Genomic DNA, 23,843 nt, shown 5'->3' with positions numbered 1-23,843 from the left:
TCGTGGAGACGGACGATGCGCCTGCCGGGGAAATCCTCAACCGCTGCGATGCTCCGCTATGCCATCGGCATAGGCAGGTTCTTGCGGTGCTGCGGGCTGCTCTATTTCGAGCTTTGCCCGCGCTGCCTCGCTTTCATACTCGTCGACCAAGGCCTGAAGCTTGGCCGAAAATTTCGGATCGGCTGCACCAATCGCCAGGCGCTTGAAGAAAGACGCGCGTTCATACAGTTGCTTGCTCCGGTGTTGCTGGAGAGACTTGTCGTTCGTTCGGTCCACCGCGCCCACCCCCTTGGAGTTACCTGCTTCGCTTACTCAATCGCCATCCTAAGGCTCAATCCCGCGGCGGCGCGTCAGGAAAAACCTGTCAACTGTCACCCCCGAAATTCGACGCACCGCACAGCGTCCGCGTTGCTTATGGAGACGAGTCGGCTGTCTTTTGGCGCGCTACGCCTTCGCGCGAGTCGTTGTTGCAGACCAGGCAGATGGCTCTGGATGTAAGCTGGCCATTGACGCCGAGCCGCTCGTAACGGTGCGGCGTACGTTCCAGACACGGTACGCAGTAGGCCAGAGGTGGTTTGCTGACCGTTTTGCTGGTGAACATTTCGAGCCCCCGTCCTGCACCAGATTCGTCGATAAAAGTTCGTTCGCTAGTCTTCCCTGTTGATCCTTATCGTCGTCATCAGAAGCACAAGGCTGACGACAGCAGCGGAAACGAGGGCGTCGAGCCTCAGTACCGCAGGGGGAACTCCCAGCCCGTAGTGGATGAAGACCGCCATCAGGAAGGCGGCCACGCCGGCGCTCGCGATGAAGAAAATGAGCGCGACAACCAGATCGATGATCCTCATTGCCGGCTCACCTCCGCTCACTCCCTGCTTACGAGAAATTCGATCGTGACGAGGCCGAAGATGAGAGCCGCGCAAATCAGGGCCTGCTCGCGAAGGGCAGGGCCGGGCACTCCCAGATTGTAGTGCGCGACATGGGCCAGCGAATACGCCGTGAAAGCCGCGCTCGCCATGGCCAGAAAGAATGTAACTGCAAGATGGGCTAGTCTTCTCACCTGTCATCACCTCGTGCTTTCGACCGTTGTGGTGACCGTGAACCGGTCGGTTTGCGCCCCCATGCCTCGCGCGCAAAACAGTGCAACATATTAGGATGGCGCCGGAGCTGGAAACGTCAGGAAAATCCTGTCAGCGGCGGCCGACGGGAGTCTTCCCTGATACTGTGTTTGCAACTTCCTCGGCCGAGGCCAGGTGAGAGGTGCGGCAATGCCGTCCGTCTCGAACCACGAGACCGCCGGCGCCGACCGATCACAAGCGATAATTTGACGCAACTTGTACCTCGCATTCGCGTTACCATCTGATGACCATGTCAAACGACGATATCTATACGCCGCCGCGGTCACGCTCCGGGCCATCCTCCCGGACGCGCGCGGCCGGGCGCGGCCCGGTCATCGACCAGGAGGGGCGCGAACTTCCCGAAGCGAACCCGCACACGCAGTTCGAGGGCTTGCGGTTCGATTTCGGCCATTCCGCCGCCAATCCGTTTGGTGAGTTGACGCGCGAGCAGCGGATCGCGCGGCTCGACGCCATTGCGAAGCTTCTGGACGTCGCCTTCATCGTGCCCGGCACCAAATTCCGCTACGGCATCGACGGGCTGATCGGCCTGATCCCGGTGATCGGCGATATCATCACGACGGCGATTTCGCTGTGGATCGTCCGCGAGGCGCGGGCGCTTGGGGCGCCCTGGCACATCACGGCGCGAATGCTCGCCAATGTCGCGGTCGACGGCGCGGTCGGCCTGGTGCCGGTGGCAGGCGACGCCTTCGACGTCATGTTCCGCGCCAACGTCCGCAACGTGCGGATGCTCAGGCGCTGGCTCGACAAGCAGCCGCGCCAGAACTTCGGTTCTGATTAAGTCAGAACCGAAGCTCTAGATTCTAGTTTTGACGCGTTTTCTTCACGCGAACCGGTACCCACTTCGCTCGAAAGCGCTATAAAAAAACGCCCCCGGAAATGATTTCCAGGGGCGCGCTGTTTGAATGTCCGAAAACTCAGGCCGCGTCGGCCTTGTCCTCGGTCGCGGCCGGGCGCGGACGACGCGGCAGCGGGAAGGCTTCGCTTTCATAGAGCGAGCGGATGCCGCTCTGGTCGAAGCGGGCTTCCTCGACCTGCAGGTAGGCGCCATTCAGCGAATCCGCCGGCAACTCCTCGATCGCGAAGCGAACCGCTTCCGCCGCGGTGCCGAAACGCCGATAGGCAAACCCGGCGCGCTTCTTCTTGCGGATCGCGGCGGGAAAGAGTTCGGCGGCGGTGTTGTAGCTGAAGGGACGCATGGACGGTGACCTCAATCTTTTTCGGCTCTCGCGTGTGAGCAATGGGGATTGGATGACGGTGGGGCCACAGTGGCGGGCCGCGCCGTGCACGTCATTTCACCGCCCAATATAAGCTTCTTTGACGGAAATGCGACCCCCGAAGACCGACATCGGGGGTGATGATGAATCCACGCATGGCTGCGGGGAACAAAAATTTAATCAAGTTATTTCAACGGCTTAATTGACTCAGATTTTGCCGAGCAGCAGCAGGATCAGCAGCACGATCAAAATCACGCCAACCAGCCCCATGCCGGAATGGCCGTAACCATAGCCATAGCCCCTGACGCGGCCGGAAAAGCCGCCCAGGAGGATGATGATCAGGATGATGACGAGGATCGTGCCAAGCGTCATGACGCGCGCTCCGAAGGCCCGCGGGTAGCGAGAAAAACGCTCCCGCAGCCCGGATCAAAGCATATTCCGGGCCGCGAGTCGTTGGTCGATCCGCCGGAAAGGGGGAGGTCGCGCTTCCCTTCTCCCCTTGTGGGAGAAGGTGGCGCGGAGCGCCGGATGAGGGGTTCTCTCCGCGGAGACAGACCCCTCATCCGTCTCGCTGCCGCTTCGCGTCAGCGATCCACCTTCTCCCACAAGGGGAGAAGGGAAGAAGTGTCATTTCTTACTCTCGTCGATCGGTAGCACCCTGAGCGGCGTCGCATAGGGCTCGATGCGGAGGCTATCGCTGGCGATCAGGCCGATCTTGTGCAGCGGCGACTGTTCGAGATCGCCGCCGGCGGACTTGCGCACCGCATATTGCCACACGCTCATCGAGCCCTTGGTGACCAGCATCTTGGCAACGCCGCCCGCATTCTGGCCCTCGATCTGGGCGAGATCGCCTTCGCTGATCCCGATCACGATCTCGTCCTTGGTGGTGATGACCTTGAACAGGGAGACCTTGTCGGCGGCGAGGGCAGGCTGAATCACAACGCTCTCCATGATGAAGGTGGCAAGCCCGAGGCCGAGCAGCAGGCGTTTGGAAATGGGCATTTTCAAATTTTTCCTCGTTTGCGCGCCGAGCCGGCCGGAAAAAACGTCCCACCAAACAAAAGCCCCGCGCGACCAGCTCTTGGTCGCGCGGGGCTTGGAACAAGTTCGAGTGTTACTGAAACTATTTCGGCTGAAGCTTCAAGGCCGCCGAATTGATGCAGTAGCGGAGGCCGGTCGGGCCGGGGCCATCGGGGAAGACGTGGCCGAGATGGCCGTCGCATTTCGAGCACAACACTTCGGTCCGGATCATGCCGTGGCTGACATCGCGCTCCTCGTCGACGTGGCTGTCCGCGGCCGGGGCGGTGAAGCTCGGCCAGCCGCAGCCGGAATCGAACTTGGTATCGGATTCGAACAGCGTCTGGCCGCAACCGGCGCAGGTATAGGTGCCCTTGCGGTGCTCGTGCTCATATTCGCCCGAGAACGGCCGCTCGGTCGCCTTCTCGCGCAGCACGGCGTATTGCATCGGCGTCAATTCCTTGCGCCACTCGGCCTCGCTCTTGACGACCTTGCCGGAAGTTTTGGTGTCGGACATTTAGCCTCCTTAGTTGGTAGCCTTCGCACTGCTCACCAGCGTCGGCTTCTCGATGTAGCTGTCCGCAAAGATCTTCTTCAGATTCTCGATCTTCGGGATGTCGTTGAAGACAATATAGGGCTGGTTCGGGTGCAGCGTCAGGTAGTCCTGGTGATAGTCTTCCGCCGCATAGAACGCCTGCAGCGGGCCGACCTTGGTCACGATCGGCTTCTTGTAGACCTTGGCGGCGTTGAGCTGGGCGATATAGGCCTCGGCCACCTTCTTCTGCTCGTCATTGGCGGTGAAGATCGCCGAGCGATATTGCGTGCCGACATCCGGGCCCTGGCGGTTCAACTGGGTCGGATCGTGCACGACGGAGAAAAAGATCTGCAGGATCTTGCCATAGCTGATCTTCTTCGGATCGTACTTGATCTCGACGGCCTCGGCGTGGCCCGTCGTGCCGGTGCCGATCATGGTGTAGTTCGCGGTCATCTTGCTGCCGCCGGAATAGCCGGACACCGCGTTGAGCACGCCGGCGGTGTGCTGGTACACGCCCTGCACGCCCCAGAAGCAGCCGCCGGCGATCACCGCGGTCTGGATGCCGTCGGCCGGCTGAACGTCGACGGCGGGGGGCGGAATGACGACGGCTTCCTCGGCGGCGCGCGAAGGCCCGACGGAGAACGCTGCGACAGCCAGCGCGCCGATGGCGGCAGCGCACAGCGAGAGGCGGCTGAAATGGCGAGGGGACATGATTTCCTCTTTCGGCATTGGTTGGGGGCAGTCTAGAGCGGGACCGGCATTTCGCAAATCGGCTCAGATTATCGCCGACGCCCAAGATACGGCGCTGGGCCGATATTGTTACGGCACGCGTCACACGAGTTCGTGAATAAAGCTGCGCCCGCACAAAGCGTTAAGCCTGGGCGATCGGTCGCGCTTGACCGGCCCGGGTCTGGCTTTCCAAAATGAACCGCCGGTCGCGCGCCGCGACCAAAATCCATGCGCCGGAGCGTTTTGCCGATGTTGCGGGCCTTGTTGCTGGGTCTTGTCATGCTCGCCGCCGCCGGCCCCGCGCGGGCCGCGGGCGATATCGACACCTGCCGGAATTCCACGGCGGAACCGGTGGCGCGCCTCGCCGCCTGCGAGAGCGTGATTGCCGACGACAAGATCACCGGTCCCTCCCGCGCAGCCGCCTTCGGGTACCGCGGCGATTCCCTGATGAAGAAGCGCGATTACGATGGCGCAATCGCGGCCTTCACCGCCGCGCATGAGATCGCGCCGCAGAATATCAACATCATCAACGCGCGCGGCATTGCCTACAGCTACAAGGGCGACGACGAGCGGGCGCTCGCCGACTACGATCTCTGCCTGCAGCTCCGTCCGACGTTCGGCAGCGCCTACAACAATCGCGGGCTGATCTTCATGCGCAGGGGCGAGCTGCAGCGGTCGCTCGACGAGTTCAACCTGGCGGTCAAGTATATCTTCAACGATCAGAGCCGCTACCTGCATCACTACAACAGAGGCCGCCTGCAAGGGTTGATGAAGCAGTACGATGCCTCGCTCGCCGATTTCGCCGAGGCGCAAAGGACCAATCCCGACGGCTCGCAGGTTCCGGCGTACCGGTGCATCACCTACATCGGCATGGGCAGGTTCGACGACGCGCTCGCCGACTGTGACATCGCGTTGGCGAAGTCACCGAACAACGTCTACGCGCTGACCAGCCGCGGCAATGCCTATCTGGGCAAGGGCAATCTCGATGCCGCGCTCAGCGATTACAACCAGGTGCTCAAGATCAATCCGAACTACGTCCGTGCCTATGTCGGCCGCGGGCAGCTTTTCGAGAAACGCCGCAATCTCGGCGCCGCGCGCGCCGACTATCGCTACGCCGCCAATGCCGTAGCCGCAAGGCGCGAGGACATCGACACCACGCTGGCGCGCGCCGTCGCCAAGGAGCGGCTGGAAGCCTTGCTGGGCGCGGCCGCGCCGCCGCCCGCAGGCAAGGCGACGCCACAGCCGGCCGGGCCGCGCAAGGTCGCGCTGATCGTCGGCAACGGCGCCTACAGGAATGTGGCGCCGCTGGATAACCCGCCGCGCGATGCCAAGCTGATCGCATCGACCTTTCGTGAACTCGGCTTTGCCACGGTGACGCTGGCGTCCGATCTCGGCCGAGACAAATTCTTTGCCTCGCTGCACGAATTCGGTCAGGAGGCCGAAAAGGCGGATTGGGCCGTGGTCTATTATGCCGGCCACGGCATGGAAATCGGCGGCGTGAATTACCTGATCCCGGTCGACGCCCGGCTGAAGGCCGACAGCGATGCGGAGACGCAGGCGGTCGCGCTCGAACAGGTGATTGCAGCAGTAGCGGGTGCGAAAAAACTGCGGCTGGTGATGCTCGACGCCTGCCGCGACAATCCCTTTGAGAAGACCATGCAGCGCACGATTGCGCTAAAATTGGTCAACCGCGGCTTTTCCAACATCGAGCCGGAGGCCGGCTTCATGGTGGTCTACGCCGCCAAGCACGGCGAGACCGCGCTCGACGGCGATGCCGCCAACAGCCCGTTCGCCACGGTGCTCGCGCGCGTCATCAAGGAGCCGAGAATCGAAGTGCGAAAACTGTTCGACATCGTCCGCGACGATGTCTGGAAAGCCACCAACCGCACGCAACAGCCGTTCACTTACGGCTCGCTGCCGGGGCGCGAGGATTTCTACTTCGTGGCGGGGAGGTAGGTCTGTCCGTCATTGCGAGCGAAGCGAAGCAATCCATCTCGCCACAAGCGGAGGCATGGATTGCTTCGTCGCTGCGCTCCTCGCAATGACGGGGCCAGCTCACACCACAACGCTCAGCCGCTTCGCCGCGCGCGTAATCCCCGTATAGAGCCACCGTGCCCGGCTGTCCTGGAACGCAAAGCTCTCGTCGAACAGCACGACGTCGTCCCATTGCGAGCCCTGCGACTTGTGCACCGTCAGCACATAGCCGTAGTCGAACTCGTCATAGGGCTTGCGCTGCTCCCACGGGATAGCCTCGATGCCGCCTTCGAAGCAATCCTGGCGGACCGAGACCTTGGTGACCTTGTGGCCGAACTCTTCGTCGGGCGAGAGCCGCATGCTCAGGATCTGAGATTTCGCTCGCGGCTGGGTGCGCGACTTCACCCGCCATAGCCCGCCGTTGAACAGGCCCTTCTTGCGGTTGTTGCGCAGGCAGACCAGCTTGTCGCCCGCGACCGGCAGCGGATCCTCGATGTGCTGCTTCTGGCGCACCCGCATGTTGTAGGCGCGGCGGGTGTTGTTGCGGCCGACCAGCACCTGGTCGGCGCTCATCACGCGGTCCGGGTCGAGCTCGCTGCGCGGCACCACCTCGCTCTCGCCATGGCGGCCGATTTCGAGTTCGCGGCCCTCGCGGATATCCATCGACATCCGCACGATCGGGTCGTCCTGCGCCTGGCGGTGCACTTCCGTCAGCATCGCGTCGGGCTCGCAATTGGTGAAGAAGCCGCCGCCCTGGATCGGCGGCAACTGCGCGGGATCGCCGAGCACCAATAGCGGGCAGTCGAACGACATCAAATCGCGGCCAAGCTCGGCATCGACCATCGAACATTCGTCGATCACGATCAGTTTTGCCTTCGAAGCCGGCGCGTCGTCCCACAGCTCAAAACTCGGCTGCTCGACGCCGGATTCCTTGGCGCGATAGATCAGCGAATGGATGGTGGAGGCGTTGTCGCAACCCTTGTTGCGCATCACCAGCGCCGCCTTGCCGGTAAAGGCCGCATACTTCACCCCGCCGTCGACACCATCGGCAATGTGGCGCGCCAGCGTGGTCTTGCCGGTGCCGGCATAGCCGAACAGGCGGAAGACGGGCGGCGTGCCGTTGCGGCCGGGCTTGGCCTTCAGCCAGTCGGCAACGGCCTTCAGCGCGGAATCCTGATGCGGCGTGAACGTGGTCATGGGGTCCGGGATGGAACGAAGAGCGGGCGGAAGGCCGCGACTCAACATAGGCGTAAGCTAACCATTCGCGCGTTCCATGCAAGACAACTTCCGTGGCGCGGAATTGCCATTTCGCTACCGAGGCTGGACTTGCGATTTGCGGAGAATACACTGTCCGAAAATAACAAGCAGTCCTTGGGAGTGGCGTCATGAAATTCGGCATCTTTTACGAGCTGCAACTGCCGCGCCCCTGGCAGGAGGGCGACGAGCTCCGGCTCTACCAGAACGCGCTGACGCAGCTCGAGACCGCCGACCGGCTCGGCTATGACTACGCCTGGGTGGTTGAGCATCATTTCCTGGAAGAATATTCGCACTCGCCCGCGCCGGAATCCTTCCTCGCCGCCGCCAGCCAGCGGACCAAACAGATCCGCCTCGGGCACGGCATTTTCCAGCTCACGACAAATCATCCCGCGCGCGTCGCCGAGCGCGTCGCGGTGCTCGATCTCCTCAGCAACGGCCGCTGCGAGTTCGGCATGGGCGAGAGCGCCTCCATCACCGAACTGACGCCGTTCGGCCGCGACATGGAAACCAAGCGCGAGGTGTTCGAGGAGGCCGTGCAGGCGATCTTCCCGATGTTCACCAAGGTGGGCACCGAACATCACGGCAAGTATTTCGACATCCCCTTGCGCAACGTGGTGCCAAAACCCGTGCAGAAGCCGCATCCGCCGCTGTGGATGGCGTGCTCGCAACTTCCGACCATCGAGCGCGCGGGAGAAAACGGCTTTGGCGCGCTCGGCTTCCAGTTCGTCAGCGCGGACGCGGCGCATGCCTGGGTGCATGCCTACTACAACGCGATCACCAAGCGGCTGAAGAAGCTGGCGGACTACGAGATCAATCCGAACATGGCGCTGGTCTCGTTCTTCATGTGTGCCGAGACGGATGAGGAAGCGCGCCGCCGCGCCGACGGCGCCACCTTCTTCCAGTTCGCGCTGCGTTATTACGGTGCCTCGCAGAATCGCCAGCGGCCCGATCCCGGCACGGTCAACATGTGGGACGAGTACAACAAGTGGAAGCGGGACAACCCGGAAGCGCAGGAAGCCGCACTTCGCGGCGGCCTGATCGGGTCGCCGGAAACCATCCGCAAGAAGTTGCGGCGCTTCCGCACCTCCCACATCGACCAGGTGATCCTGCTCAACCAGGCCGGCAAGAACACCCACGAGCATATCTGCGAATCGCTCGAACTGTTCGCCAGGGAAGTGATGCCCGAGTTCGAGCACGATCCCGAACACGAGGCGTGGAAGAAGGGTGTGCTGAGCGGCGCGATCCAGCTTGAGGAGATCGACACCGAGGCGTTCAGGGATCGCTACGGCAAGCTCGCAATCAACGTTGCGCCGACGGCGAAGGTGGCCGCAGGTTAAAGGCTCCGGGGCGAAACGAGGCGGCACGATCGCGCCGCCTCGTTCAGTGTTAATTGGAGTTCGCTGCCGCGGTGAAGCTCCGGTCGACCGCCTTGCTGACGTCGAGCTTCTTCGAGAGGATGCCGTAGCGCGTGGCGCGGTCGGATGCTTCCTGAACCTCGCGAACGATGTTCTCGTCGATCGCGATCGGGCTGGTGCGTTGCGCCTTATAGGCGCTCAACAATACGTCTTCGGGCAGCTTGGTGAGCTCGGCGGTGTTCTTCGCATATTCGCCGAGATGATCGAGTGACCACAGCCGGGCCTTGTTGAGCCGCTGCACGAGATCCTGCACGGCGGCACGCTTGCTGGCGATGGCGCTATCAGAGGCGACGATGAAGGTGACGGTGGGCGTCAAGCCTTCGCCGTTGGCAACGATCCGCGCATTGTCCTTCAGTGTCGCGTAGGACACGTAGGGCTCCCACACCGCCCATGCGTCGATCGAGCCCGCGACCAGCGCGATCTTCGCGTCCACTGGCCCGAGCGGCGCAAAGGTTGCGTCCTCGATCTTGTATCCGGCCTTCTCCAGCGTCGCGTCGATGAGGAACTGGCCCCAGCCGCCGCGCGTCCCGGCCAGCCGCTTGCCCTTGAGATCGGCGATGGTCTTGATTGAAGAATCCTGGCGAACCAGAATCGCCTGCGTCCTGGCATCGGAGCGGGTGCCGCCGATGGCCTTGATCGGCGCGCCGGCGGCATACACGGTCAGGAACGACAGATCACCGGTATAGCCGACATCGAGTGCGCCTGCGTTCAGCGCTTCGAGAATCGGCGCGGCAGCAGGAAATTCCGACCATTCGATGTTGTAGGGCAAATCCTTCGCGTAGCCAGAGATCTCCAGCAAGGAACGATTGCCGCCTTTCTGGTCGCCGACGCGAAGCACGACCGTATCGGCCGCCAGCGCCGATGCTCCGACCGCTGTGCTGATCACCACGCCGAACAGCGCTGCGCCGAAGCGGCGAAGGCGCGCGCGGGCGCCCGATTCAAGTTTGGTTGCATTCATATTGTTGCTCTTTCCGTGTCATCTGTCGTGTGGCTTGACGCCATCAACGATGCACGAAGTGTACGAGCAACAGTGCTGCGATCAATGAAACGGTTGACTGAAGATTCTGCCGAGCGTGCAATGAACGTCTCGGCTTTGGAGTTGCGGCGAATGTTGTCTGCTGAATGCCGCGCGAGGAAGAGTTCGCGCCAACAGAGTCGCAATTCGATGTCAGCGCGCTGCGAATGCAATCTTTCTACGCCGAGCTGCAATTGCAGATAAAAAATTTCCGGGCGTTCACCATTCGACACTCGTCGTCATCTCGATCACGACGTCGTGCGAATTGAACGACGTGTGATTAGAAGATGTGCATCGCGGGACGACAAGGAAAATTGCGTCACAGCACATCTTGATCCGGCAATAATCCTGTCGCGGTACGCCAAGTGCGTAGTGCTGTCATTGCTATTTTTGCGGGGCACTCGACACTCGTTCGAAGCGTCATCATCATTCCAGTATCGCATCGCAGTAAGGCGATCGTTCAGGAGATTGTGATGAAGCGTCGTGAGTTCCTCAAGATGTCGCTTGGTGCAACGGCGGCTGCATCGCTGTCGTCGTCGGCGCGTGCGCAAGCGCCTCTCAAGGAAATCCGGATCGGCTACCAGAAGACCGGCGTGCTGGTGATTGCGCGGCAGCAGGCCGTGCTCGAAAAGCGGTTTGCCGGCAAGCAGATCGGGATCAGGTGGATCGAGTTCACCTCGGGGCCGCCTCTGCTTGAAGCCATGAGCACCGGCAGCGTCGATCTCGGCGCGGTCGGCGATACGCCGCCGATCTTCGCGCAGGCTGCGAACGCCAATGTCGTTTATGTCGCGGGATCGCGGATCACGAACGGGCAGGGCATTCTCGTGCCCGCCAACTCAAACATCCGCAGCATTGCCGACCTGAAGGGCAAGCGCGTCGGATTTACCAAGGGCAGCAGCGCGCACAACGTGGTGATCGCCACGCTGGAAAAGGCGGGGCTCACGTATGAGGATATCACGCCGGTCTATCTCACGCCGCCGGACGCGGGACCGGCATTCGCCAATGGCAGCATCGAGGCGTGGGCAGTGTGGGATCCGTATTTTGCGATTGGCGAGAAGCGCCAGAGCGGCCGGATCCTCGTCAACGCTCATGAAGTCGCTAAAACCAACTCGTTCTATCTGGCCAATCGCGATTTTGCGAACGCCCACGTTCGGGAAACCCGCGAGGTGATCGACGGGCTGGCGGAGGCCGCGCGTTGGGCCGAGGCTAATCGTGCCGACGTCGCCAGCGCGCTCGCAGCGATCACCGGCGTGCCGCTCGAGGTTCAGACGATCGCTGCCAACCGCGCCTCATTCCTGATCGGCCCCGTGACCGACGAGATCGTCACCACGCAGCAGGCCGTCGCCGACCGCTTCCACAGGCTCGGCCTGATCCCGAAGCCGATCGCCGTGCGCGACATCGTCTGGCGCCATACCCAGAGCTGAATTCAAAACAAAGGATGTAACTCATGAGGCGTTTCATTCAACGCTGGATCGCCAGCGCCGTGCTGTCGATCAGCATGGTCGCGGCTACCGTCGGCGCTTCCTACGGCCAGGAAAAGGTGGTCCGCATCGGCTTCCAGAAATACGGCAAGCTGGTGCTGCTCAAGAGCAAGGGCACGCTGGAGGAGAAGCTGAAGTCCGCCGGCTACAAGGTGGTGTGGACGGAGTTTCCGTCCGGTCCGCCGCTGCTCGAGGCGCTTAATGTCGGGGCGATCGATTTCGGCAATACCGGCGAAGCGCCGCCGATCTTCGCCCAGGCCGCGGGCGCACCGATCCAGTACGTCGCCTACGAGCCGCCGGCGCCGAAAGGCGAAGCCATCCTGGTGCCGAAGGATAGCAAGCTCAATTCCGTTGCCGACCTGAAAGGCAAGAAGGTCGCGCTGAACAAGGGCTCCAATGTTCACTATCTGCTGGTGAAGGCGCTGGAGAAGGCCGGCGTCAAATATTCCGAGATCGAGCCAGTGTTTCTGGCACCGGCTGATGCCCGCGCGGCGTTCGAGCGCGGCGCGGTCGATGCCTGGGTGATCTGGGATCCGTTCCAGGCTGCGGCCGAAGCAGCCACCGGTGCGCGCACGCTCGCCGACGGCACCGGCGTTGTCGCAAACTACCAGTTCTATTTCTCCTCGAAGAAATTCTTGGAGAGCGACCCCAAAATCGTCGATGTGGTGCTGGCGCAACTCAGCGAGGTCGACGACTGGGCGAGGGGCGACATCCATGCCGTAGCCGAGCAGTTAGCACCGGCGATCGGGCTTTCTGTTCCGGTCGTCGAGGTCGCGCTGAAGCGGCAGTCGTACGGCATCAAGCCGATCACCGAGAGCGTGGTCGCCGACCAGCAACAGGTCGCCGATACGTTCTTCTCACTCGGGCTTATCCCGAAGCAAATCAAGATTTCTGACGTGGCCCGGAGGTCCGGATCGTGAGCACGCAACCCAACGCGAACATTCTCTGGTTCCTGCCGACCCATGGCGACGGCCGTTACCTCGGCACCACCACCGGCGGACGCGAGGTGAACTTCAACTACCTGCGCCAGATCGCGCAGGCTGCCGACCAGCTCGGCTATTTCGGCGTGCTGCTGCCGACCGGGCGAAGCTGCGAGGATTCCTGGGTGGTCGCCTCGGCGGTTGCGCCATGGACCGAGCGGTTGCGCTATCTGGTGGCAGTGCGGCCCGGACTGCAGTCGCCCAGCGTCGCGGCGCGCATGACCGCGACGCTCGATCGGGTCTCGAACGGCCGGCTGCTGATCAATGTCGTCACCGGCGGCGATCCGATCGAGAACAAGGGCGACGGCATCTTCCTCAGCCATGACGAGCGCTACGAAGTCACGCGCGAGTTCCTCAACGTCTATAGCGACCTGCTGGCGGGCAAGACGGTGAATGTCGAGGGCAAGCACATCCGGATCGAGGACGGCCGCCTGCTGTTCCAGCCGGTGCAGTCGCCGCGCCCGCCGCTCTATTTCGGCGGATCGTCGGATGCGGGCATCGATGTCGCCGTCGATACGGTCGACAAATATCTGACCTGGGGCGAGCCGCCAGCCCAGGTCGCCGAAAAGGTCAATCGCGTGAAGGCCGCTGCCGCGGCGCGCGGGAAAAAACTCTCATTCGGCATTCGCCTGCATGTGATCGTGCGCGAGACCAATGCGGAAGCCTGGAAGGCGGCCGATGAGTTGATCCAGCACGTCACCGACGAGACGATCGCCTCGGCGCAAAAAATCTTCTCGCGGATGGATTCGGTTGGCCAGCAGCGCATGGCGCAGCTTCATGGCGGCCGCCGCGACAAGCTCGAGATCAGCCCCAATCTCTGGGCCGGCGTCGGACTGGTGCGTGGCGGCGCGGGCACCGCGCTGGTGGGCGATCCCCAGACGGTCGCCGCGCGGATCCGGGAGTATCAGGATGTCGGCATCGATACCTTCATCATGTCGGGCTATCCGCATCTGGAGGAAGCCTATCGTTTCGCCGAGCTGGTGTTTCCGCTGCTCTCGCTGGCGCAGCCGAGCGACGTGACACCGATCCGCGTCAACACCGGGCCGTTCGGCGAAACCATCGGCAATGAATACCGGCCGCAGAAACAGGCATCGCAATCATGAGTCTGATCGACAGTCTTCCGCGCGTAGGCGCACCGAAATTGCCGCGGGTCGACGGCTTGATCCCGTGGATCGTGCCGCTGACGATCATCCTGATCTGGCAGGTGGCGTGCGTCACCGGTTTCGTCTCAGCACGCGTTTTGCCAGCGCCGAGCGATGTGGCGCTGGCAGGATGGAAGCTCCTGCTGTCGGGCGAGCTTGCCCGCAATATCTGGGTCAGTTTCTGGCGCGCCAGCGTCGGCTTCCTGATCGGCGGCAGCATCGGCTTCTCCTTCGGCCTCGCCAACGGTCTGTCGCAAACCTCCAGCAAGCTCACCGACACGACGCTGCAGATGGTGCGCAACATCCCGCATCTGGCGCTGATCCCGCTTGTTATCCTGTGGTTCGGCATCGACGAATCCGCCAAGCTGTTTCTGGTCGCGCTCGGCGTATTCTTCCCGATCTATCTCAACACGCTGCACGGCATCCGCACCGTCGATCCGCAACTGATCGAGATGGGCCGCATTTACGGCATGAGCGATGGCGAGCTGTTCCGCCGGGTGATCTTCCCCGGGGCGCTGCCGTCGATCTTCGTCGGCCTGCGCTTTGCGCTCGGCATCATGTGGCTGACCTTGATCGTGGCGGAAACCATCGCCGCCTCGTCGGGCCTCGGCTACATGGCGATGCAGGCGCGCGAGTTCATGCTGATCGACGTCGTGGTGCTCTCCATCCTGATCTACGCATTGCTCGGAAAGCTCGCCGACAGCGCCTCGCGCGCGCTCGAACGGCTGACGCTGTCCTGGCACCCGGCCTTCCAGAAACATTGAGGATATGATGCAAGAAGCCCTTCGCTTGATTTCTCCCGGCGCCGAGCCGGTCCGTGCCGACTTCGTCGAACAAGCCCGCCGGCTCCGGCACGGTTCGGACGGCGCGTCGCGCGGGCTGGCGCTGACTATCCGCGGTCTTCGCAAGTCGTTCGGCGACAACGAGGTGCTGCGCGGCATCGATCTGCACATTCCGGCGGGACAGTTCGTCGCCATCGTCGGCCGCAGCGGCTGCGGCAAGAGCACGCTGCTACGGTTGATTGCCGGCCTCGAAACCATCACGGCAGGCACCATCGGGTTCAGCGAGGAGACGCGTCCGGAGGACGTCCGTGTCATGTTCCAGGAGCCGCGCCTGCTGCCCTGGGCTCGTGTGCTGTCGAATGTCGAGGTTGGCCTCGGACACGAGCGCCATCTGCCGGATGCGCAGGCGCGGGCGGAAAGCGCACTCGTCGAGGTCGGTCTTGACGAAAAGCGCGGCCAGTGGCCGGCGGTGCTGTCCGGCGGGCAGAAGCAGCGCGTGGCGCTGGCCCGCGCGCTGGTCAGCCAGCCGCGCGTGCTGGCCTTCGACGAGCCGCTGGGTGCTCTCGACGCACTGACGCGCATCTCGATGCAGCGGCTGCTCGAGCGCGTCTGGCACGATCAGGGTTTTACCGCGATCCTGGTGACGCATGACGTGTCGGAAGCGGTCGCGCTGGCCGACCGCGTGCTGGTGATCGAGGAGGGCGGTATCGCGCACGACATCGAGGTCGATATTCCGCGTCCGAGGCGGCGCGGCTCGGCGCAACTTGCCGCGCTGGAAGGCTCGATTCTGAAGAATCTGCTGCAGGGCACCGAAGACACGTCCGACCTGTGAGGCGACCATGAACTCCCTAGTCCGCAACGTTTCGATCGACCGCGAAGTCTCCTCGGATGATTTTCGCAACGCCATGCGCCGCCTGACCGGCGGCGTCAGCGTCATCACGGCGGGACGGGGCAGGGACATTTCGGGCATGACGGTCACCTCGGTGTCGTCGTTGTCGGTCGATCCGCCCGCCTTGATCGTCAGCATCAACCGCGAGGCGTCGTCCTGGCCGCTCGTGAAGCGCTACGGCTTCTTCGGCGTCAGCATCCTGACGTCGGAGCAAACAGACATCGCCCAGCGATTCACCGGCAAGGGCGGACTGAAGGGCGCGGATCGATTTGCCGGCGCCGAGTGGGTCACGCGCGTCTCCGGCGTGCCGCTGCTGACAGGCGCACTCGCGGCGATCGACTGTGAAGTCGAGCATATCGTCGAGCGGCATTCCCATGCGATCGTCATCGGCCGCGTGCTTGATGTGACAGTCTCGCCGCGCACGGCGGCGCTGGCCTATTGGCAGGGGCGATATGTCGTTATCGAGCAGGATGAGGATGCGGTGAAGCTGGCCGAGGTCAGTGTGCCGACACGACACTTATCGAGGAAGATCTGACCCCTGGCCAGTCGGGCTGGATTTTTCGCTGCGCCCGATCTAAACCGGGCGAATGAAGCGTCTCGCAACCTGGGCCTTTTACGCAGTCGGCGCGATCGCGGTCGCGTATCTCGCGCTGTACGCCTATGCCGTCTTCACCGGGCGCGACCTGACGCCCGGCGATCCCATTCACATCTTTCGCAAGCCCGACGCGCCGAAATATTCGTGATGGTCCCGTGTCTCTGGGGCACATCCTACTTTGCATGGGGTTGTTTTCGCGATTCTGTGTCTAGGCCATTGCAGTTCACCGCGAAGCGACGCTACGCCGCGCCGGGGAATGCGATCGCTACCCCGCCGCCATAAACCGCTGCCCGTCACCAGACCCGGCCGGCGTGATCGGAATGCCGCCGTCGGCATATTCGTTCAGCTTGTTGCGCAGCGTGCGGATCGAGATGCCCAGGATGTTGGCGGCGTGGGTCCGGTTGCCGAGGCAGTGTTTCAGCGTCTCCAGGATCAGGTCACGCTCGACGTCGGCGACGGTGCGGCCAACCAGCGCGCGGGTCACCTGCTCGGCGGCAAATGTGGCGTGCGCCACCGCGGGTGCGGTCTTGGCAAGGTCGAGGCGGTCGCCGTCAGGGGTGACGATGGCGTCGGGACCGATCTCGTCACCCTGCGCCATCAACACCGAACGATGGATGGTGTTTTCCAGCTCGCGGACGTTACCCTGCCAGCGGTTCGAGGTCAGCACCCGCCGTGCATCGGCGGAGATCGGACGCAACGGCACGCCGTTGGCGTCGGCGTATTTCTTCGCAAAATGCTGCGCCAGTTCGAGGATGTCGGCCGGGCGGTCGCGCAAGGGAGGGATCTTCAGGTTGACGACGTTGAGGCGGAACAGGAGATCCTCGCGGAAGGTGCCTTCGCGCACCGCGTCAGAGAGGTTGCGGTTCGAGGTCGCGATGATGCGGATATCGACCGGCACCGGCTTGGTGCCGCCGACGCGGTCGATCACGCGCTCCTGAATCGCGCGAAGAAGTTTGGATTGCAGGCGAACGTCCATTTCCGAGATTTCGTCGAGCAGCAACGTGCCGCCGCTGGCCTCTTCGAACTTGCCGATGCGTCGGGCCACGGCGCCGGTGAAGGCGCCCTTCTCGTGGCCGAACAGTTCGGACTCCAGCAGGTGTTCGGGGATCGCGGCGCAATTGATCGAGATGAACGGACGTTTGGCGCGGTTCGAGCGGGAGTGGACATAACGCGCCAGCACTTCCTTGCCGGTGCCGGATTCGCCGGTGATCATCACGGAAGCATCCGAGCCCGCGATCTGCTGTGCCAGTTTTATCACCTTGCCCATGGCTTCGTCGCGGTAGACGAGATCGCGTGAATCATTGGCGACGGCGGCGAGCACGGCGGCGATCAGTTCGGGATCGGGCGGCAGCGGGATGTATTCCTTGGCGCCAGCGTGGATCGCGGCGACCGCAGCGCGAGCGTCGTTGGAAATGCCGCAGGCTACGATCGGAACGTGGATGTGTTCGGCTTCCAGCCGCATCACCAGGTCGCGGATGTCGAGGGCGACGTCGACCAGCAGCAGGTCGGCGCCCTTGCCGCCGCGCAGTACCGCCATCGCCTGCTCGATCGCTTCGGCGTGGGTCACGGACGCTCCGTTAGCCATGGCGATCTTGGTGGCCGTCGTAAGCTGGCCCTTCAATGTGCCAACGATGAGAAGCCGCATGTCTGTCTCCTGTCCGTCTGTTCGCGCCCTCGGAGCGCGTATCGCCAAAATTGTCAGCTGCGTTCAGCCTTGATGATTTCCGTCATGGTCACGCCGAGCTTGTCTTCCACCAGCACGACTTCGCCACGCGCCACCAGGCGGTTGTTGACGTAGATGTCGATGGCTTCGCCGACGCGGCGGTCGAGTTCGAGCACGGTGCCGGGTCCGAGCTTCAACAACTCGCCGACATCCATCTTGGAACGGCCGAGCACGGCCGAGACCTGCACCGGCACGTCGAAGACGGCCTCGAGATCGGCCGCGATGCGCGACGCATTTTCGTCCTCGTTGTAGGCGAGGTCGTCGACCGGCGGTGCGTCCGCGGCGTTGAGATCCGGAAGCGGTACCTGTGCGTCGGTGTCACTCATGATTCAGTCCTCATGGCCTTCACGTTCCGGCCTGATCGCGGGACGCGAGATAGCGCCCGACGAGTTCGCTGATTTTCGCTTCGATAGCCGCGCGCTCCAGCACCACGCCGCCGTCGGCCCATTCGATCCGGCAGTCGCCGGTGGCGATGCCAGGCTCGGCCAGGATCACGAGCCGGCCCTCGAAGCCGCTCTGGGATGCCTGCCGCTCGATCTTCTCGCGGGCGGCCTCGTAGAGCTGGTCGCTGATGCGAACGACGAGATGCGGGGTCGCAACCAGATGCGAGAAGCAGTCGCTGACCAGCGCCATGATTTCGCCGAGCGGTTCGCGGGCGACCAGTTCGCTGCACAGCTTGCGTGCCACCGCGACTGCGACATCGACGGCCTCGGTTTCCATCCTGGCCTCGATGCCGGAGAAGCGCGTGGCGATGCCCCTGATGGCGATCCCGATCTCTTCCAGCGCCAGCGCCGAGCGGCGGTCGCTCTCCACTTTGGCCTCGTGCTGGGCCGCCTCGTAGCCGGCGCGATAGGCGCGCGCCTCGGCCTCGGCAACCTTCTGGGCGATTTCGGCAGCGGTCGCGGCGCGTTCGCGCGTCTTGTCCGGCGCTGCGAAATCGGTGTCGAATAGGAATTTTGCGGGCGCGGCCATCAGTACACCAGCTCGTCGTCGGCGCGGTTCTTGGTGAGGGTGATTTCGCCCCTGGCAGCCATGTCCTTGGCGAGGTTGACCAGCAGCGCCTGCGCCTCGTCGACGTCGCGCAGCCGCACCGGTCCCATAGCGGCCATGTCGTCCATCAGCATCTTGCCGGCGCGCGACGACATGTTGCCGAGGAAGAAGGCGCGCACCTCCTCATTGGCGCTCTTCAGCGCGATACCGAGCTTGTCCTTGTCGACGTTGCGCATCAGCGTCTGGGCCGAGGCGGAGTCGAGCTTGATCAGGTCGTCGAAGGTGAACATCAGCGCCTTGATGCGCTCGGCGGATTCGCGGTTTTCCTCTTCCAGCGAGGTGATGAAGCGGGTTTCGGTCTGGCGGTCGAAATTGTTGAAGATTTCGGCCATCACCTCATGGGCGTCGCGGCGGCGGGTCTGCGACAAATTGGACATGAATTCGGTGCGCAGCGTCTGCTCGACGCGCTCGATGACTTCCTTCTGCACCGCTTCCATCTTCAGCATGCGGCCGACCACGTCGAGCGCGAGGTCCTCGGGCAGGATCGCCAGCACGCGGGCGGCGTGCTCAGGCTTCAGCTTCGACAGCACCACCGCAATCGTCTGCGGGTATTCGTTCTTGAGGTAGTTGGCGAGCACCTCTTCCTGGACGTTGGAGAGCTTCTCCCACATGTTGCGGCCGGCGGGGCCGCGAATTTCGTCCATGATGCCGCTGACGCGCTCGGTCGGCAGGTATTGCTGCAGCAGCCGCTCGGTGGCGTCGAAGGTGCCCATCAGGGCGCCGGAGGCCGACATCCGCGAGACGAATTCGAGCAGCAGGTCTTCCACCACGTCGGCCTCGACAGTGCCGAGCGTCGACATGTGGATCGACAGTTCGCGCACCTCGTCGTCGTCGAGCAGCGACCACACCTTGCCGCCATATTGCTCGCCCAGCGCCAGCATCAGGATGGCGGCGCGCTTCGGGCCGCTCAGCGGCTGGCCCTTGGGCCGGTTGCTCTGACGGCTCGCCAGCGCCGAGATGACGGTGGTGATGTCGTTTGCGTTTGAGGTTTGCGGTACTGCGGCCATGTCAGCTCTCGGCGGGTTCGCTCAGCCACTGCCGAACGATGGAAGCGGTTTCATTCGGATTGCGTTCGGCCAGTTCGCCGACCCGGTGCACGGCCTGGGCGTGGACCTGGCCCTGGACCTGGGCCACGTCGATCAACTGGGCGGTGCCGCTGGTGCCGGCGATCAAGGCCTGATTGGGTCCGAGCTCTCCGTTCGGCCCGTTGCCTTCGATCAAGGCCGGCGTCGGTTCGGCCAGGGCCGGGATGACTTCGGCAGCGAGGATGCGCTTGACCAGCGGGCGGATCACCAGGAACAGCACCACGAGGCCGAGCAGCATCATGACGCCGAGTTCGATGACGTACATGACGTCATCCTTGGTGAATTGCAGCATGCCGAGCAGGCCGGTGGGCTCGACGACCGGCGGAACGGTGGGGGCCTCGGCAAAGCGGAGGTTGACGACCTCGACCTGATCGCCGCGCTTCTGGTCGAAGCCGATCGCCGAGCGCACCAGGGTGGCGATACGGTCGAGCTGTTCCTTGCTGCGGTCCTGATAGACCATCTCGCCTTTTTCGTTCTTGGTGTAGGCGCCGTCGACCAGCACCGCGACCGAGATCCGGTTGACCCGTCCGGCCTCGGTGACCTCGGTCTTGGTGGTGCGGGAAATCTCGTAATTGTTGGTCTCTTCGCTCTTCTTGCTTTGGTCGCGGGCGGTAGCCGCGCCGCTGTTGGCCTGGTTGCCGGGCAACTCGTTGTTGACGGTTACCTGGCCGCCATCGCCGGCGCTCGCGGAGGATTCCTCGCGGGTCTGGGTCGAGCGCAGCACGCGGCCCTCGGGATCGAACTTGTCCGAGGTCTGGGTGACCTTGTTGTAGTCGAAATCGGCGGTGAGCTGGACGCGGGCGCGGCCCTGGCCGACCACCGAGGAGACGATCGCCTCGACTTCGTTGCGCATCCGCTTCTCGAAAGCGGTGCGGCGCTCGTCACCGATGGCGATGTCGGGATCCTTGGTGGCGCCGTCGGCCAGCAGGCGGCCGCCTTCGTCGACGATCGAGACCCGCTGCGGCTTCAATCCGTTGACGGCGGAGGCGACGACATGGCGGATGGCGCGGATCTGCTGGGGTTCGAGGCTGCCGCGCACCCGCACCACGATCGAGGCCGACGGCTCCGGCGCCTCGCGCGCGAACAACGGTCGTTCCGGCAGCACCAGATGGACGCGGGCGGCCTGGATGCGGTCGATGGCGCGGATGGTGCGGGCGAGTTCACCCTCCAGCGCGCGCAGATGATTGATGTTCTGGACGAAGCTCGTGGTGCCGAGCGCGTCGGACTTGTCGAAGATCTCGTAGCCGACGCCGCCGCCCTTGGGCAGGTTGGCTTCGGCGAGCTTCATCCGCAGCCGCGTGACCTTGTCCTTCGGCACCATGATGACCGCGCCTTCATTGCGCAGTTCGAAGGGAATGGCCTGGCGTTCCAGATCCTTGATGATGCTGGAGGAATCTTCAAAGGAGAGGTCGGTGAACAGGGTGGTCATCTGCGGCGTCGTGACGCGCATGATGACGAAGGCGAAGAAGCCGATCAGCGCGGTCGTCACGGCAACCATGGCCATCAGCCGCGCCGCGCCCAGGCCCTTCAAGAAAGCAACGAGACTTTGCACCAACTGCCCCCAGGGATTCGGCCCCAGGGACCGACTGGGCAATTATTGCCTAGGGGATGGTTTCCATATGGTTAACGTCAGTTAAGCGGCCGCTAATAGTTCCGGCATGAAAAAAACCGGCTTCGCAAAACGAAGCCGGTTTTCATCAAATCTTTTGGTTCAGGGAGCTTACTGGCGATATTGCTGGATCCGGGTGGTCCGCAAGCCTGCCAGACCATGCTGGTCGATGGAAAACTGCCAGGACAGGAACTCGTCGACCGTCAGGGTATAGCGGCTACAGGCCTCTTCGAGGGAAAGCAGGCCACCGCGGACCGCGGCAACGACTTCAGCCTTGCGGCGGATCACCCACCGTTTGGTTCCGGGCGCTGGCAGGTCAGCAATTGTTAACGGACTGCCGTCAGGCCCGATGACGTATTTTACCCTCGGGCGATGGGGTTCTGTCATGGCGTACTCACAAACTCTCAACCACTGAACTCACGGTAGTAAATCTACGCCCTTCGGCTTAAAATTTGCCTAAGCATACGGCTCCAATACGAATCTCCTTGAAAATGATCGAAAATGGCTTTCGGCCCGGGCCTCCGGGGACGCAATTGCGTTCACTCGGAGGGCTGCCGGGCCGGGGAAGGCCGGGTGCAGGGGGCTGGCCGGGGCTAACTGGAGGTAGTGGTCGGACGGATCACCCGCTTGACCTTGTCGGTGGTGTAGCTTTGGCCGCCAATCGACAGCAGGGGCGGAGACGCGCTGAGATCGACTGAATCGACGACGCCCTGGACTTCGGTGGAAATCGCCACGTTGTTGCCCGAACCGTCCGTGCCGGTTGCCGTCATGGTGTAGGTGCCGGCTGGCCACTGCACGCCGTCATTGCCCTTGCCATCCCAGACGAAACTGTTGCCGCCCTTCTTCAGCGCAAAGTTGCCAGTATAGGCCGTCTGGCCCGTCGAGTTCGTGATCGTGATCTTGGCGGTCGTGTCTTTGTCGCTCTGGAAATTCCACGTCGCCGATTTGTCGAACGCCGCCTTGCTGCCGTCGACGGAAACGGTATTGCCGACATAGATCAGCGCGTTCGTCGCCTGCGTGCTCTTTTCGATATCCACCAGCGCCTTCAACTGCTCGTTCGACTTGAGCTGCTGCTCGATGCCGGCAAACTGCACGAGCTGCTGGGTGAACTGGTTGGTGTCGAGCGGATCCATCGGATTCTGGTGCTGCAGCTGCGTGGTCAGCAGTGTCAGGAAGGTTTGGAAGTTATCGGCAATCCCCGCCGTCTTCGTCGAGGACGTCGTGTTGCTCGAGGTGGTATTGGTCCCGGGCGCCGAGACGACCGTCGTCGGCATGGTTGCATCGACTGCCATGGCGATCTCCTTTAAACTCTAAACTCTAATGTCGACACCGCCGCTCGATCCGAGCATGCGGCCATAGCTGCGGCCGGCGACGACGGCCGGCACGCTGTCTTCCTCGCTGACGACGAGGCGATGTGCGTTGGGATTGGACTGGTTGCCGTCGTTCTGGCCCTGCGAGGACTGGTCGCGCAGGCTGAACTGCAAGCCGCCATTGCCGGTCGAGAGGCCGGCGTTATCCAGCGCGCGCTGCAACTGGTTGGCGTCCTGACGCAGCATCGACAGCGTTTCCGGCCGTTCGACCGTCAGATGCGAGGTTATCTGGCCGTGACGATCGACGTCGATGCGGACGTCGATGCGGCCGAGCTCGGCAGGATCGAGCCGGATTTCGAAGCGGGTCTTGCCGCTGTTGGCGGAAGCGGCGATTTCCATCGCAAGCCCGCTCATCGGCACCGCAGCGCTTGTCGCTGCCGTGGCGGTGAGTTGGCTGGCGGCAGCCGCCGTCGTCGTGGCTGCTTGATGCGTCTGGATCGCGCCGGGAGCCTGCAGGCCGTTGCCGGACGCGTGGAGCAGCGTCTGGCCGGCGATATCAGGGGCGGCAAAATGCGTGTTGGCGTTGACGTTCGCGGCCGATGGCGCAACGGAATTGCCTGACGCATCGGCCTTCACGGCGTCGGCGATGCCATTCTCTGACTTTGGCTTGCCTGCGGCTTCGGCGGTCGGCGTGACTGCAGGCACGATGGTGTCCGCGGCCGGTACTGTGGGGGCGTCGGCGTCGGTGGTTTTGGTCTGCTCGACGATCGTCGTCGCGCTTTTCCTGGCGAGATCGGGGTTCTTGGGCTGGGCGGAAGGTTTGGTGCCAGCGGCGACTGTTGACGCGGCCTGAGCGATGCCGGCTGTAACAGTCGGATCAGCGATAGCAGTCTGGGCGCTGATGG

The 23,843-nt window shown here is 63.2% G+C and carries 29 protein-coding genes; 10 read left to right on the top strand and 19 right to left on the bottom strand.

The window, feature by feature from the left end; genetic code table 11:
• Window positions 1-36: 36 nt before the first annotated feature.
• From CQ12_RS14860 to CQ12_RS43745, 3 genes are all read right to left on the bottom strand, one after another.
• Entirely contained in the window at window positions 37-276 is a 240-nt protein-coding gene (locus CQ12_RS14860; protein ID WP_157088220.1) for a hypothetical protein, read from the bottom strand.
• A 371-nt stretch (window positions 277-647) separates the two neighbouring features.
• Window positions 648-845 (bottom strand): hypothetical protein, encoded by a 198-nt coding sequence (locus CQ12_RS14855; RefSeq protein ID WP_057836035.1) that lies wholly within the window; start codon window positions 843-845, stop codon window positions 648-650.
• 17 nt (window positions 846-862) lie between these two features.
• Window positions 863-1,057 carry a hypothetical protein gene (locus CQ12_RS43745; protein WP_157088219.1) on the bottom strand — a complete coding sequence of 65 codons (195 nt, stop codon included), beginning with the start codon at window positions 1,055-1,057 and terminating at the stop codon, window positions 863-865.
• Window positions 1,058-1,359: 302 nt separating this feature from the next.
• On the opposite strand from CQ12_RS43745, the gene CQ12_RS14850 reads away from it, so the two are divergent.
• Entirely contained in the window at window positions 1,360-1,914 is a 555-nt protein-coding gene (locus CQ12_RS14850) for a DUF4112 domain-containing protein (RefSeq protein WP_157088218.1), read from the top strand.
• A gap of 136 nt (window positions 1,915-2,050) precedes the next feature.
• Here CQ12_RS14850 and CQ12_RS14845 read toward each other — a convergent pair whose 3' ends face one another.
• The 5 genes from CQ12_RS14845 to msrA form a co-directional block, all read right to left on the bottom strand.
• Window positions 2,051-2,332, bottom strand: coding sequence for a hypothetical protein (locus CQ12_RS14845; RefSeq protein ID WP_057836034.1), 282 nt, complete (start codon window positions 2,330-2,332; stop codon window positions 2,051-2,053).
• A gap of 225 nt (window positions 2,333-2,557) precedes the next feature.
• A complete protein-coding gene (locus CQ12_RS42230) occupies window positions 2,558-2,722 on the bottom strand; it encodes a DUF3309 family protein (RefSeq protein WP_065753344.1) in 165 nt (54 codons plus the stop codon).
• A gap of 255 nt (window positions 2,723-2,977) precedes the next feature.
• Window positions 2,978-3,352: a hypothetical protein gene (locus CQ12_RS14840; RefSeq protein ID WP_063799739.1), complete on the bottom strand. Its 375-nt coding sequence runs from the start codon at window positions 3,350-3,352 to the stop codon at window positions 2,978-2,980.
• A 121-nt stretch (window positions 3,353-3,473) separates the two neighbouring features.
• Complete coding sequence (gene msrB / locus CQ12_RS14835; RefSeq protein ID WP_057836033.1) at window positions 3,474-3,884, bottom strand: peptide-methionine (R)-S-oxide reductase MsrB; 411 nt, start codon at window positions 3,882-3,884, stop codon at window positions 3,474-3,476.
• Window positions 3,885-3,893: 9 nt separating this feature from the next.
• The gene (msrA, locus tag CQ12_RS14830) at window positions 3,894-4,613 is read right to left on the bottom strand and encodes a peptide-methionine (S)-S-oxide reductase MsrA (protein WP_057836051.1); all 720 of its coding nucleotides are present in this window, start codon (window positions 4,611-4,613) and stop codon (window positions 3,894-3,896) included.
• A 267-nt stretch (window positions 4,614-4,880) separates the two neighbouring features.
• Here msrA and CQ12_RS14825 point away from each other — a divergent pair, with 267 nt between their 5' ends.
• Entirely contained in the window at window positions 4,881-6,587 is a 1,707-nt protein-coding gene (locus tag CQ12_RS14825; RefSeq protein ID WP_157088217.1) for a caspase family protein, read from the top strand.
• A 99-nt stretch (window positions 6,588-6,686) separates the two neighbouring features.
• Here CQ12_RS14825 and CQ12_RS14820 read toward each other — a convergent pair whose 3' ends face one another.
• Window positions 6,687-7,802, bottom strand: a complete 1,116-nt coding sequence (locus tag CQ12_RS14820; RefSeq protein WP_057836031.1) for an ATP-dependent DNA helicase — start codon at window positions 7,800-7,802, stop codon at window positions 6,687-6,689.
• Between the two features lie 188 nt (window positions 7,803-7,990).
• On the opposite strand from CQ12_RS14820, the gene CQ12_RS14815 reads away from it, so the two are divergent.
• Entirely contained in the window at window positions 7,991-9,199 is a 1,209-nt protein-coding gene (locus CQ12_RS14815) for an LLM class flavin-dependent oxidoreductase (protein ID WP_057836030.1), read from the top strand.
• Between the two features lie 49 nt (window positions 9,200-9,248).
• Here CQ12_RS14815 and CQ12_RS14810 read toward each other — a convergent pair whose 3' ends face one another.
• Complete coding sequence (locus CQ12_RS14810) at window positions 9,249-10,235, bottom strand: ABC transporter substrate-binding protein (protein WP_057836029.1); 987 nt, start codon at window positions 10,233-10,235, stop codon at window positions 9,249-9,251.
• Complete coding sequence (locus CQ12_RS43740) at window positions 10,232-10,525, bottom strand: hypothetical protein (protein WP_157088216.1); 294 nt, start codon at window positions 10,523-10,525, stop codon at window positions 10,232-10,234. Before CQ12_RS43740 ends, CQ12_RS14810 begins: the two co-directional genes overlap by 4 nt.
• Window positions 10,526-10,765: 240 nt before the next feature.
• Between CQ12_RS43740 and CQ12_RS14805 the strand changes: the two genes are divergently transcribed.
• The 7 genes from CQ12_RS14805 to CQ12_RS45040 are packed head-to-tail and all read left to right on the top strand — an operon-like array spanning window position 10,766 to window position 16,309.
• A complete protein-coding gene (locus tag CQ12_RS14805; RefSeq protein ID WP_057836028.1) occupies window positions 10,766-11,716 on the top strand; it encodes a sulfonate ABC transporter substrate-binding protein in 951 nt (316 codons plus the stop codon).
• Between the two features lie 23 nt (window positions 11,717-11,739).
• Window positions 11,740-12,693, top strand: coding sequence for a sulfonate ABC transporter substrate-binding protein (locus tag CQ12_RS14800; protein WP_057836027.1), 954 nt, complete (start codon window positions 11,740-11,742; stop codon window positions 12,691-12,693).
• Window positions 12,687-13,856, top strand: a complete 1,170-nt coding sequence (gene ssuD, locus CQ12_RS14795; RefSeq protein ID WP_430642210.1) for an FMNH2-dependent alkanesulfonate monooxygenase — start codon at window positions 12,687-12,689, stop codon at window positions 13,854-13,856. Before CQ12_RS14800 ends, ssuD begins: the two co-directional genes overlap by 7 nt.
• Window positions 13,853-14,659, top strand: a complete 807-nt coding sequence (ssuC, locus tag CQ12_RS14790; RefSeq protein WP_057836025.1) for an aliphatic sulfonate ABC transporter permease SsuC — start codon at window positions 13,853-13,855, stop codon at window positions 14,657-14,659. Before ssuD ends, ssuC begins: the two co-directional genes overlap by 4 nt.
• Before the next feature lie 7 nt (window positions 14,660-14,666).
• A complete protein-coding gene (locus CQ12_RS14785; protein WP_057836050.1) occupies window positions 14,667-15,509 on the top strand; it encodes an ATP-binding cassette domain-containing protein in 843 nt (280 codons plus the stop codon).
• Between the two features lie 7 nt (window positions 15,510-15,516).
• Complete coding sequence (locus CQ12_RS14780; protein WP_057836024.1) at window positions 15,517-16,101, top strand: flavin reductase family protein; 585 nt, start codon at window positions 15,517-15,519, stop codon at window positions 16,099-16,101.
• A 52-nt stretch (window positions 16,102-16,153) separates the two neighbouring features.
• Window positions 16,154-16,309, top strand: coding sequence for a hypothetical protein (locus CQ12_RS45040; protein WP_198164151.1), 156 nt, complete (start codon window positions 16,154-16,156; stop codon window positions 16,307-16,309).
• Between the two features lie 117 nt (window positions 16,310-16,426).
• On the opposite strand, the gene flbD is transcribed toward CQ12_RS45040, so the two are convergent.
• The 8 genes from flbD to CQ12_RS14740 all read right to left on the bottom strand — a co-directional run.
• Window positions 16,427-17,806: a sigma-54-dependent transcriptional regulator FlbD gene (gene flbD / locus CQ12_RS14775; protein ID WP_057836023.1), complete on the bottom strand. Its 1,380-nt coding sequence runs from the start codon at window positions 17,804-17,806 to the stop codon at window positions 16,427-16,429.
• A gap of 53 nt (window positions 17,807-17,859) precedes the next feature.
• Window positions 17,860-18,210, bottom strand: coding sequence for a flagellar motor switch protein FliN (gene fliN, locus CQ12_RS14770; protein WP_057836022.1), 351 nt, complete (start codon window positions 18,208-18,210; stop codon window positions 17,860-17,862).
• 19 nt (window positions 18,211-18,229) lie between these two features.
• Complete coding sequence (locus CQ12_RS14765; RefSeq protein WP_057836021.1) at window positions 18,230-18,856, bottom strand: FliH/SctL family protein; 627 nt, start codon at window positions 18,854-18,856, stop codon at window positions 18,230-18,232.
• Entirely contained in the window at window positions 18,856-19,941 is a 1,086-nt protein-coding gene (gene fliG, locus CQ12_RS14760; protein WP_057836020.1) for a flagellar motor switch protein FliG, read from the bottom strand. Before fliG ends, CQ12_RS14765 begins: the two co-directional genes overlap by 1 nt.
• A 1-nt stretch (window position 19,942) precedes the next feature.
• Window positions 19,943-21,571 carry a flagellar basal-body MS-ring/collar protein FliF gene (fliF, locus tag CQ12_RS14755; protein ID WP_057836049.1) on the bottom strand — a complete coding sequence of 543 codons (1,629 nt, stop codon included), beginning with the start codon at window positions 21,569-21,571 and terminating at the stop codon, window positions 19,943-19,945.
• A gap of 168 nt (window positions 21,572-21,739) precedes the next feature.
• Window positions 21,740-22,015, bottom strand: a complete 276-nt coding sequence (gene sciP / locus CQ12_RS14750) for a CtrA inhibitor SciP (protein ID WP_002714638.1) — start codon at window positions 22,013-22,015, stop codon at window positions 21,740-21,742.
• Between the two features lie 206 nt (window positions 22,016-22,221).
• A complete protein-coding gene (locus tag CQ12_RS14745; protein ID WP_057836019.1) occupies window positions 22,222-22,920 on the bottom strand; it encodes a flagellar hook assembly protein FlgD in 699 nt (232 codons plus the stop codon).
• A gap of 18 nt (window positions 22,921-22,938) precedes the next feature.
• Window positions 22,939-23,843, bottom strand: a 905-nt coding sequence (locus tag CQ12_RS14740; protein ID WP_198164150.1) for a flagellar hook-length control protein FliK, incomplete at its 5' end; no start/stop codon positions are given.

Source organism: Bradyrhizobium jicamae (assembly GCF_001440395.1).
Classification (GTDB): domain Bacteria; phylum Pseudomonadota; class Alphaproteobacteria; order Rhizobiales; family Xanthobacteraceae; genus Bradyrhizobium; species Bradyrhizobium jicamae.
This window is presented reverse-complemented; position numbering and strand designations above follow the sequence as displayed.

Excerpts from the sequence above, each read along its gene's own strand:
- CQ12_RS14845 (WP_057836034.1), bottom strand. The coding sequence starts at position 2,332 with ATGCGTCCCTTCAGCTACAACACCGCCGCCGAACTCTTTCCCGCCGCG.
- flbD (WP_057836023.1), bottom strand. The coding sequence starts at position 17,806 with ATGCGGCTTCTCATCGTTGGCACATTGAAGGGCCAGCTTACGACGGCC.
- CQ12_RS14800 (WP_057836027.1), top strand. The coding sequence starts at position 11,740 with ATGAGGCGTTTCATTCAACGCTGGATCGCCAGCGCCGTGCTGTCGATC.
- sciP (WP_002714638.1), bottom strand. The coding sequence starts at position 22,015 with ATGACAGAACCCCATCGCCCGAGGGTAAAATACGTCATCGGGCCTGAC.
- CQ12_RS14825 (WP_157088217.1), top strand. The coding sequence starts at position 4,881 with ATGTTGCGGGCCTTGTTGCTGGGTCTTGTCATGCTCGCCGCCGCCGGC.
- fliG (WP_057836020.1), bottom strand. The coding sequence starts at position 19,941 with ATGGCCGCAGTACCGCAAACCTCAAACGCAAACGACATCACCACCGTC.
- CQ12_RS14780 (WP_057836024.1), top strand. The coding sequence starts at position 15,517 with ATGAACTCCCTAGTCCGCAACGTTTCGATCGACCGCGAAGTCTCCTCG.
- CQ12_RS14855 (WP_057836035.1), bottom strand. The coding sequence starts at position 845 with ATGAGGATCATCGATCTGGTTGTCGCGCTCATTTTCTTCATCGCGAGC.
- CQ12_RS14840 (WP_063799739.1), bottom strand. The coding sequence starts at position 3,352 with ATGCCCATTTCCAAACGCCTGCTGCTCGGCCTCGGGCTTGCCACCTTC.
- CQ12_RS14810 (WP_057836029.1), bottom strand. The coding sequence starts at position 10,235 with ATGAATGCAACCAAACTTGAATCGGGCGCCCGCGCGCGCCTTCGCCGC.
- msrA (WP_057836051.1), bottom strand. The coding sequence starts at position 4,613 with ATGTCCCCTCGCCATTTCAGCCGCCTCTCGCTGTGCGCTGCCGCCATC.
- CQ12_RS14820 (WP_057836031.1), bottom strand. The coding sequence starts at position 7,802 with ATGACCACGTTCACGCCGCATCAGGATTCCGCGCTGAAGGCCGTTGCC.
- fliN (WP_057836022.1), bottom strand. The coding sequence starts at position 18,210 with ATGAGTGACACCGACGCACAGGTACCGCTTCCGGATCTCAACGCCGCG.
- CQ12_RS14785 (WP_057836050.1), top strand. The coding sequence starts at position 14,667 with ATGCAAGAAGCCCTTCGCTTGATTTCTCCCGGCGCCGAGCCGGTCCGT.
- CQ12_RS14850 (WP_157088218.1), top strand. The coding sequence starts at position 1,360 with ATGACCATGTCAAACGACGATATCTATACGCCGCCGCGGTCACGCTCC.
- CQ12_RS45040 (WP_198164151.1), top strand. The coding sequence starts at position 16,154 with ATGAAGCGTCTCGCAACCTGGGCCTTTTACGCAGTCGGCGCGATCGCG.
- ssuC (WP_057836025.1), top strand. The coding sequence starts at position 13,853 with ATGAGTCTGATCGACAGTCTTCCGCGCGTAGGCGCACCGAAATTGCCG.
- CQ12_RS14765 (WP_057836021.1), bottom strand. The coding sequence starts at position 18,856 with ATGGCCGCGCCCGCAAAATTCCTATTCGACACCGATTTCGCAGCGCCG.
- CQ12_RS14745 (WP_057836019.1), bottom strand. The coding sequence starts at position 22,920 with ATGGCAGTCGATGCAACCATGCCGACGACGGTCGTCTCGGCGCCCGGG.
- CQ12_RS14815 (WP_057836030.1), top strand. The coding sequence starts at position 7,991 with ATGAAATTCGGCATCTTTTACGAGCTGCAACTGCCGCGCCCCTGGCAG.
- CQ12_RS14805 (WP_057836028.1), top strand. The coding sequence starts at position 10,766 with ATGAAGCGTCGTGAGTTCCTCAAGATGTCGCTTGGTGCAACGGCGGCT.
- msrB (WP_057836033.1), bottom strand. The coding sequence starts at position 3,884 with ATGTCCGACACCAAAACTTCCGGCAAGGTCGTCAAGAGCGAGGCCGAG.
- CQ12_RS42230 (WP_065753344.1), bottom strand. The coding sequence starts at position 2,722 with ATGACGCTTGGCACGATCCTCGTCATCATCCTGATCATCATCCTCCTG.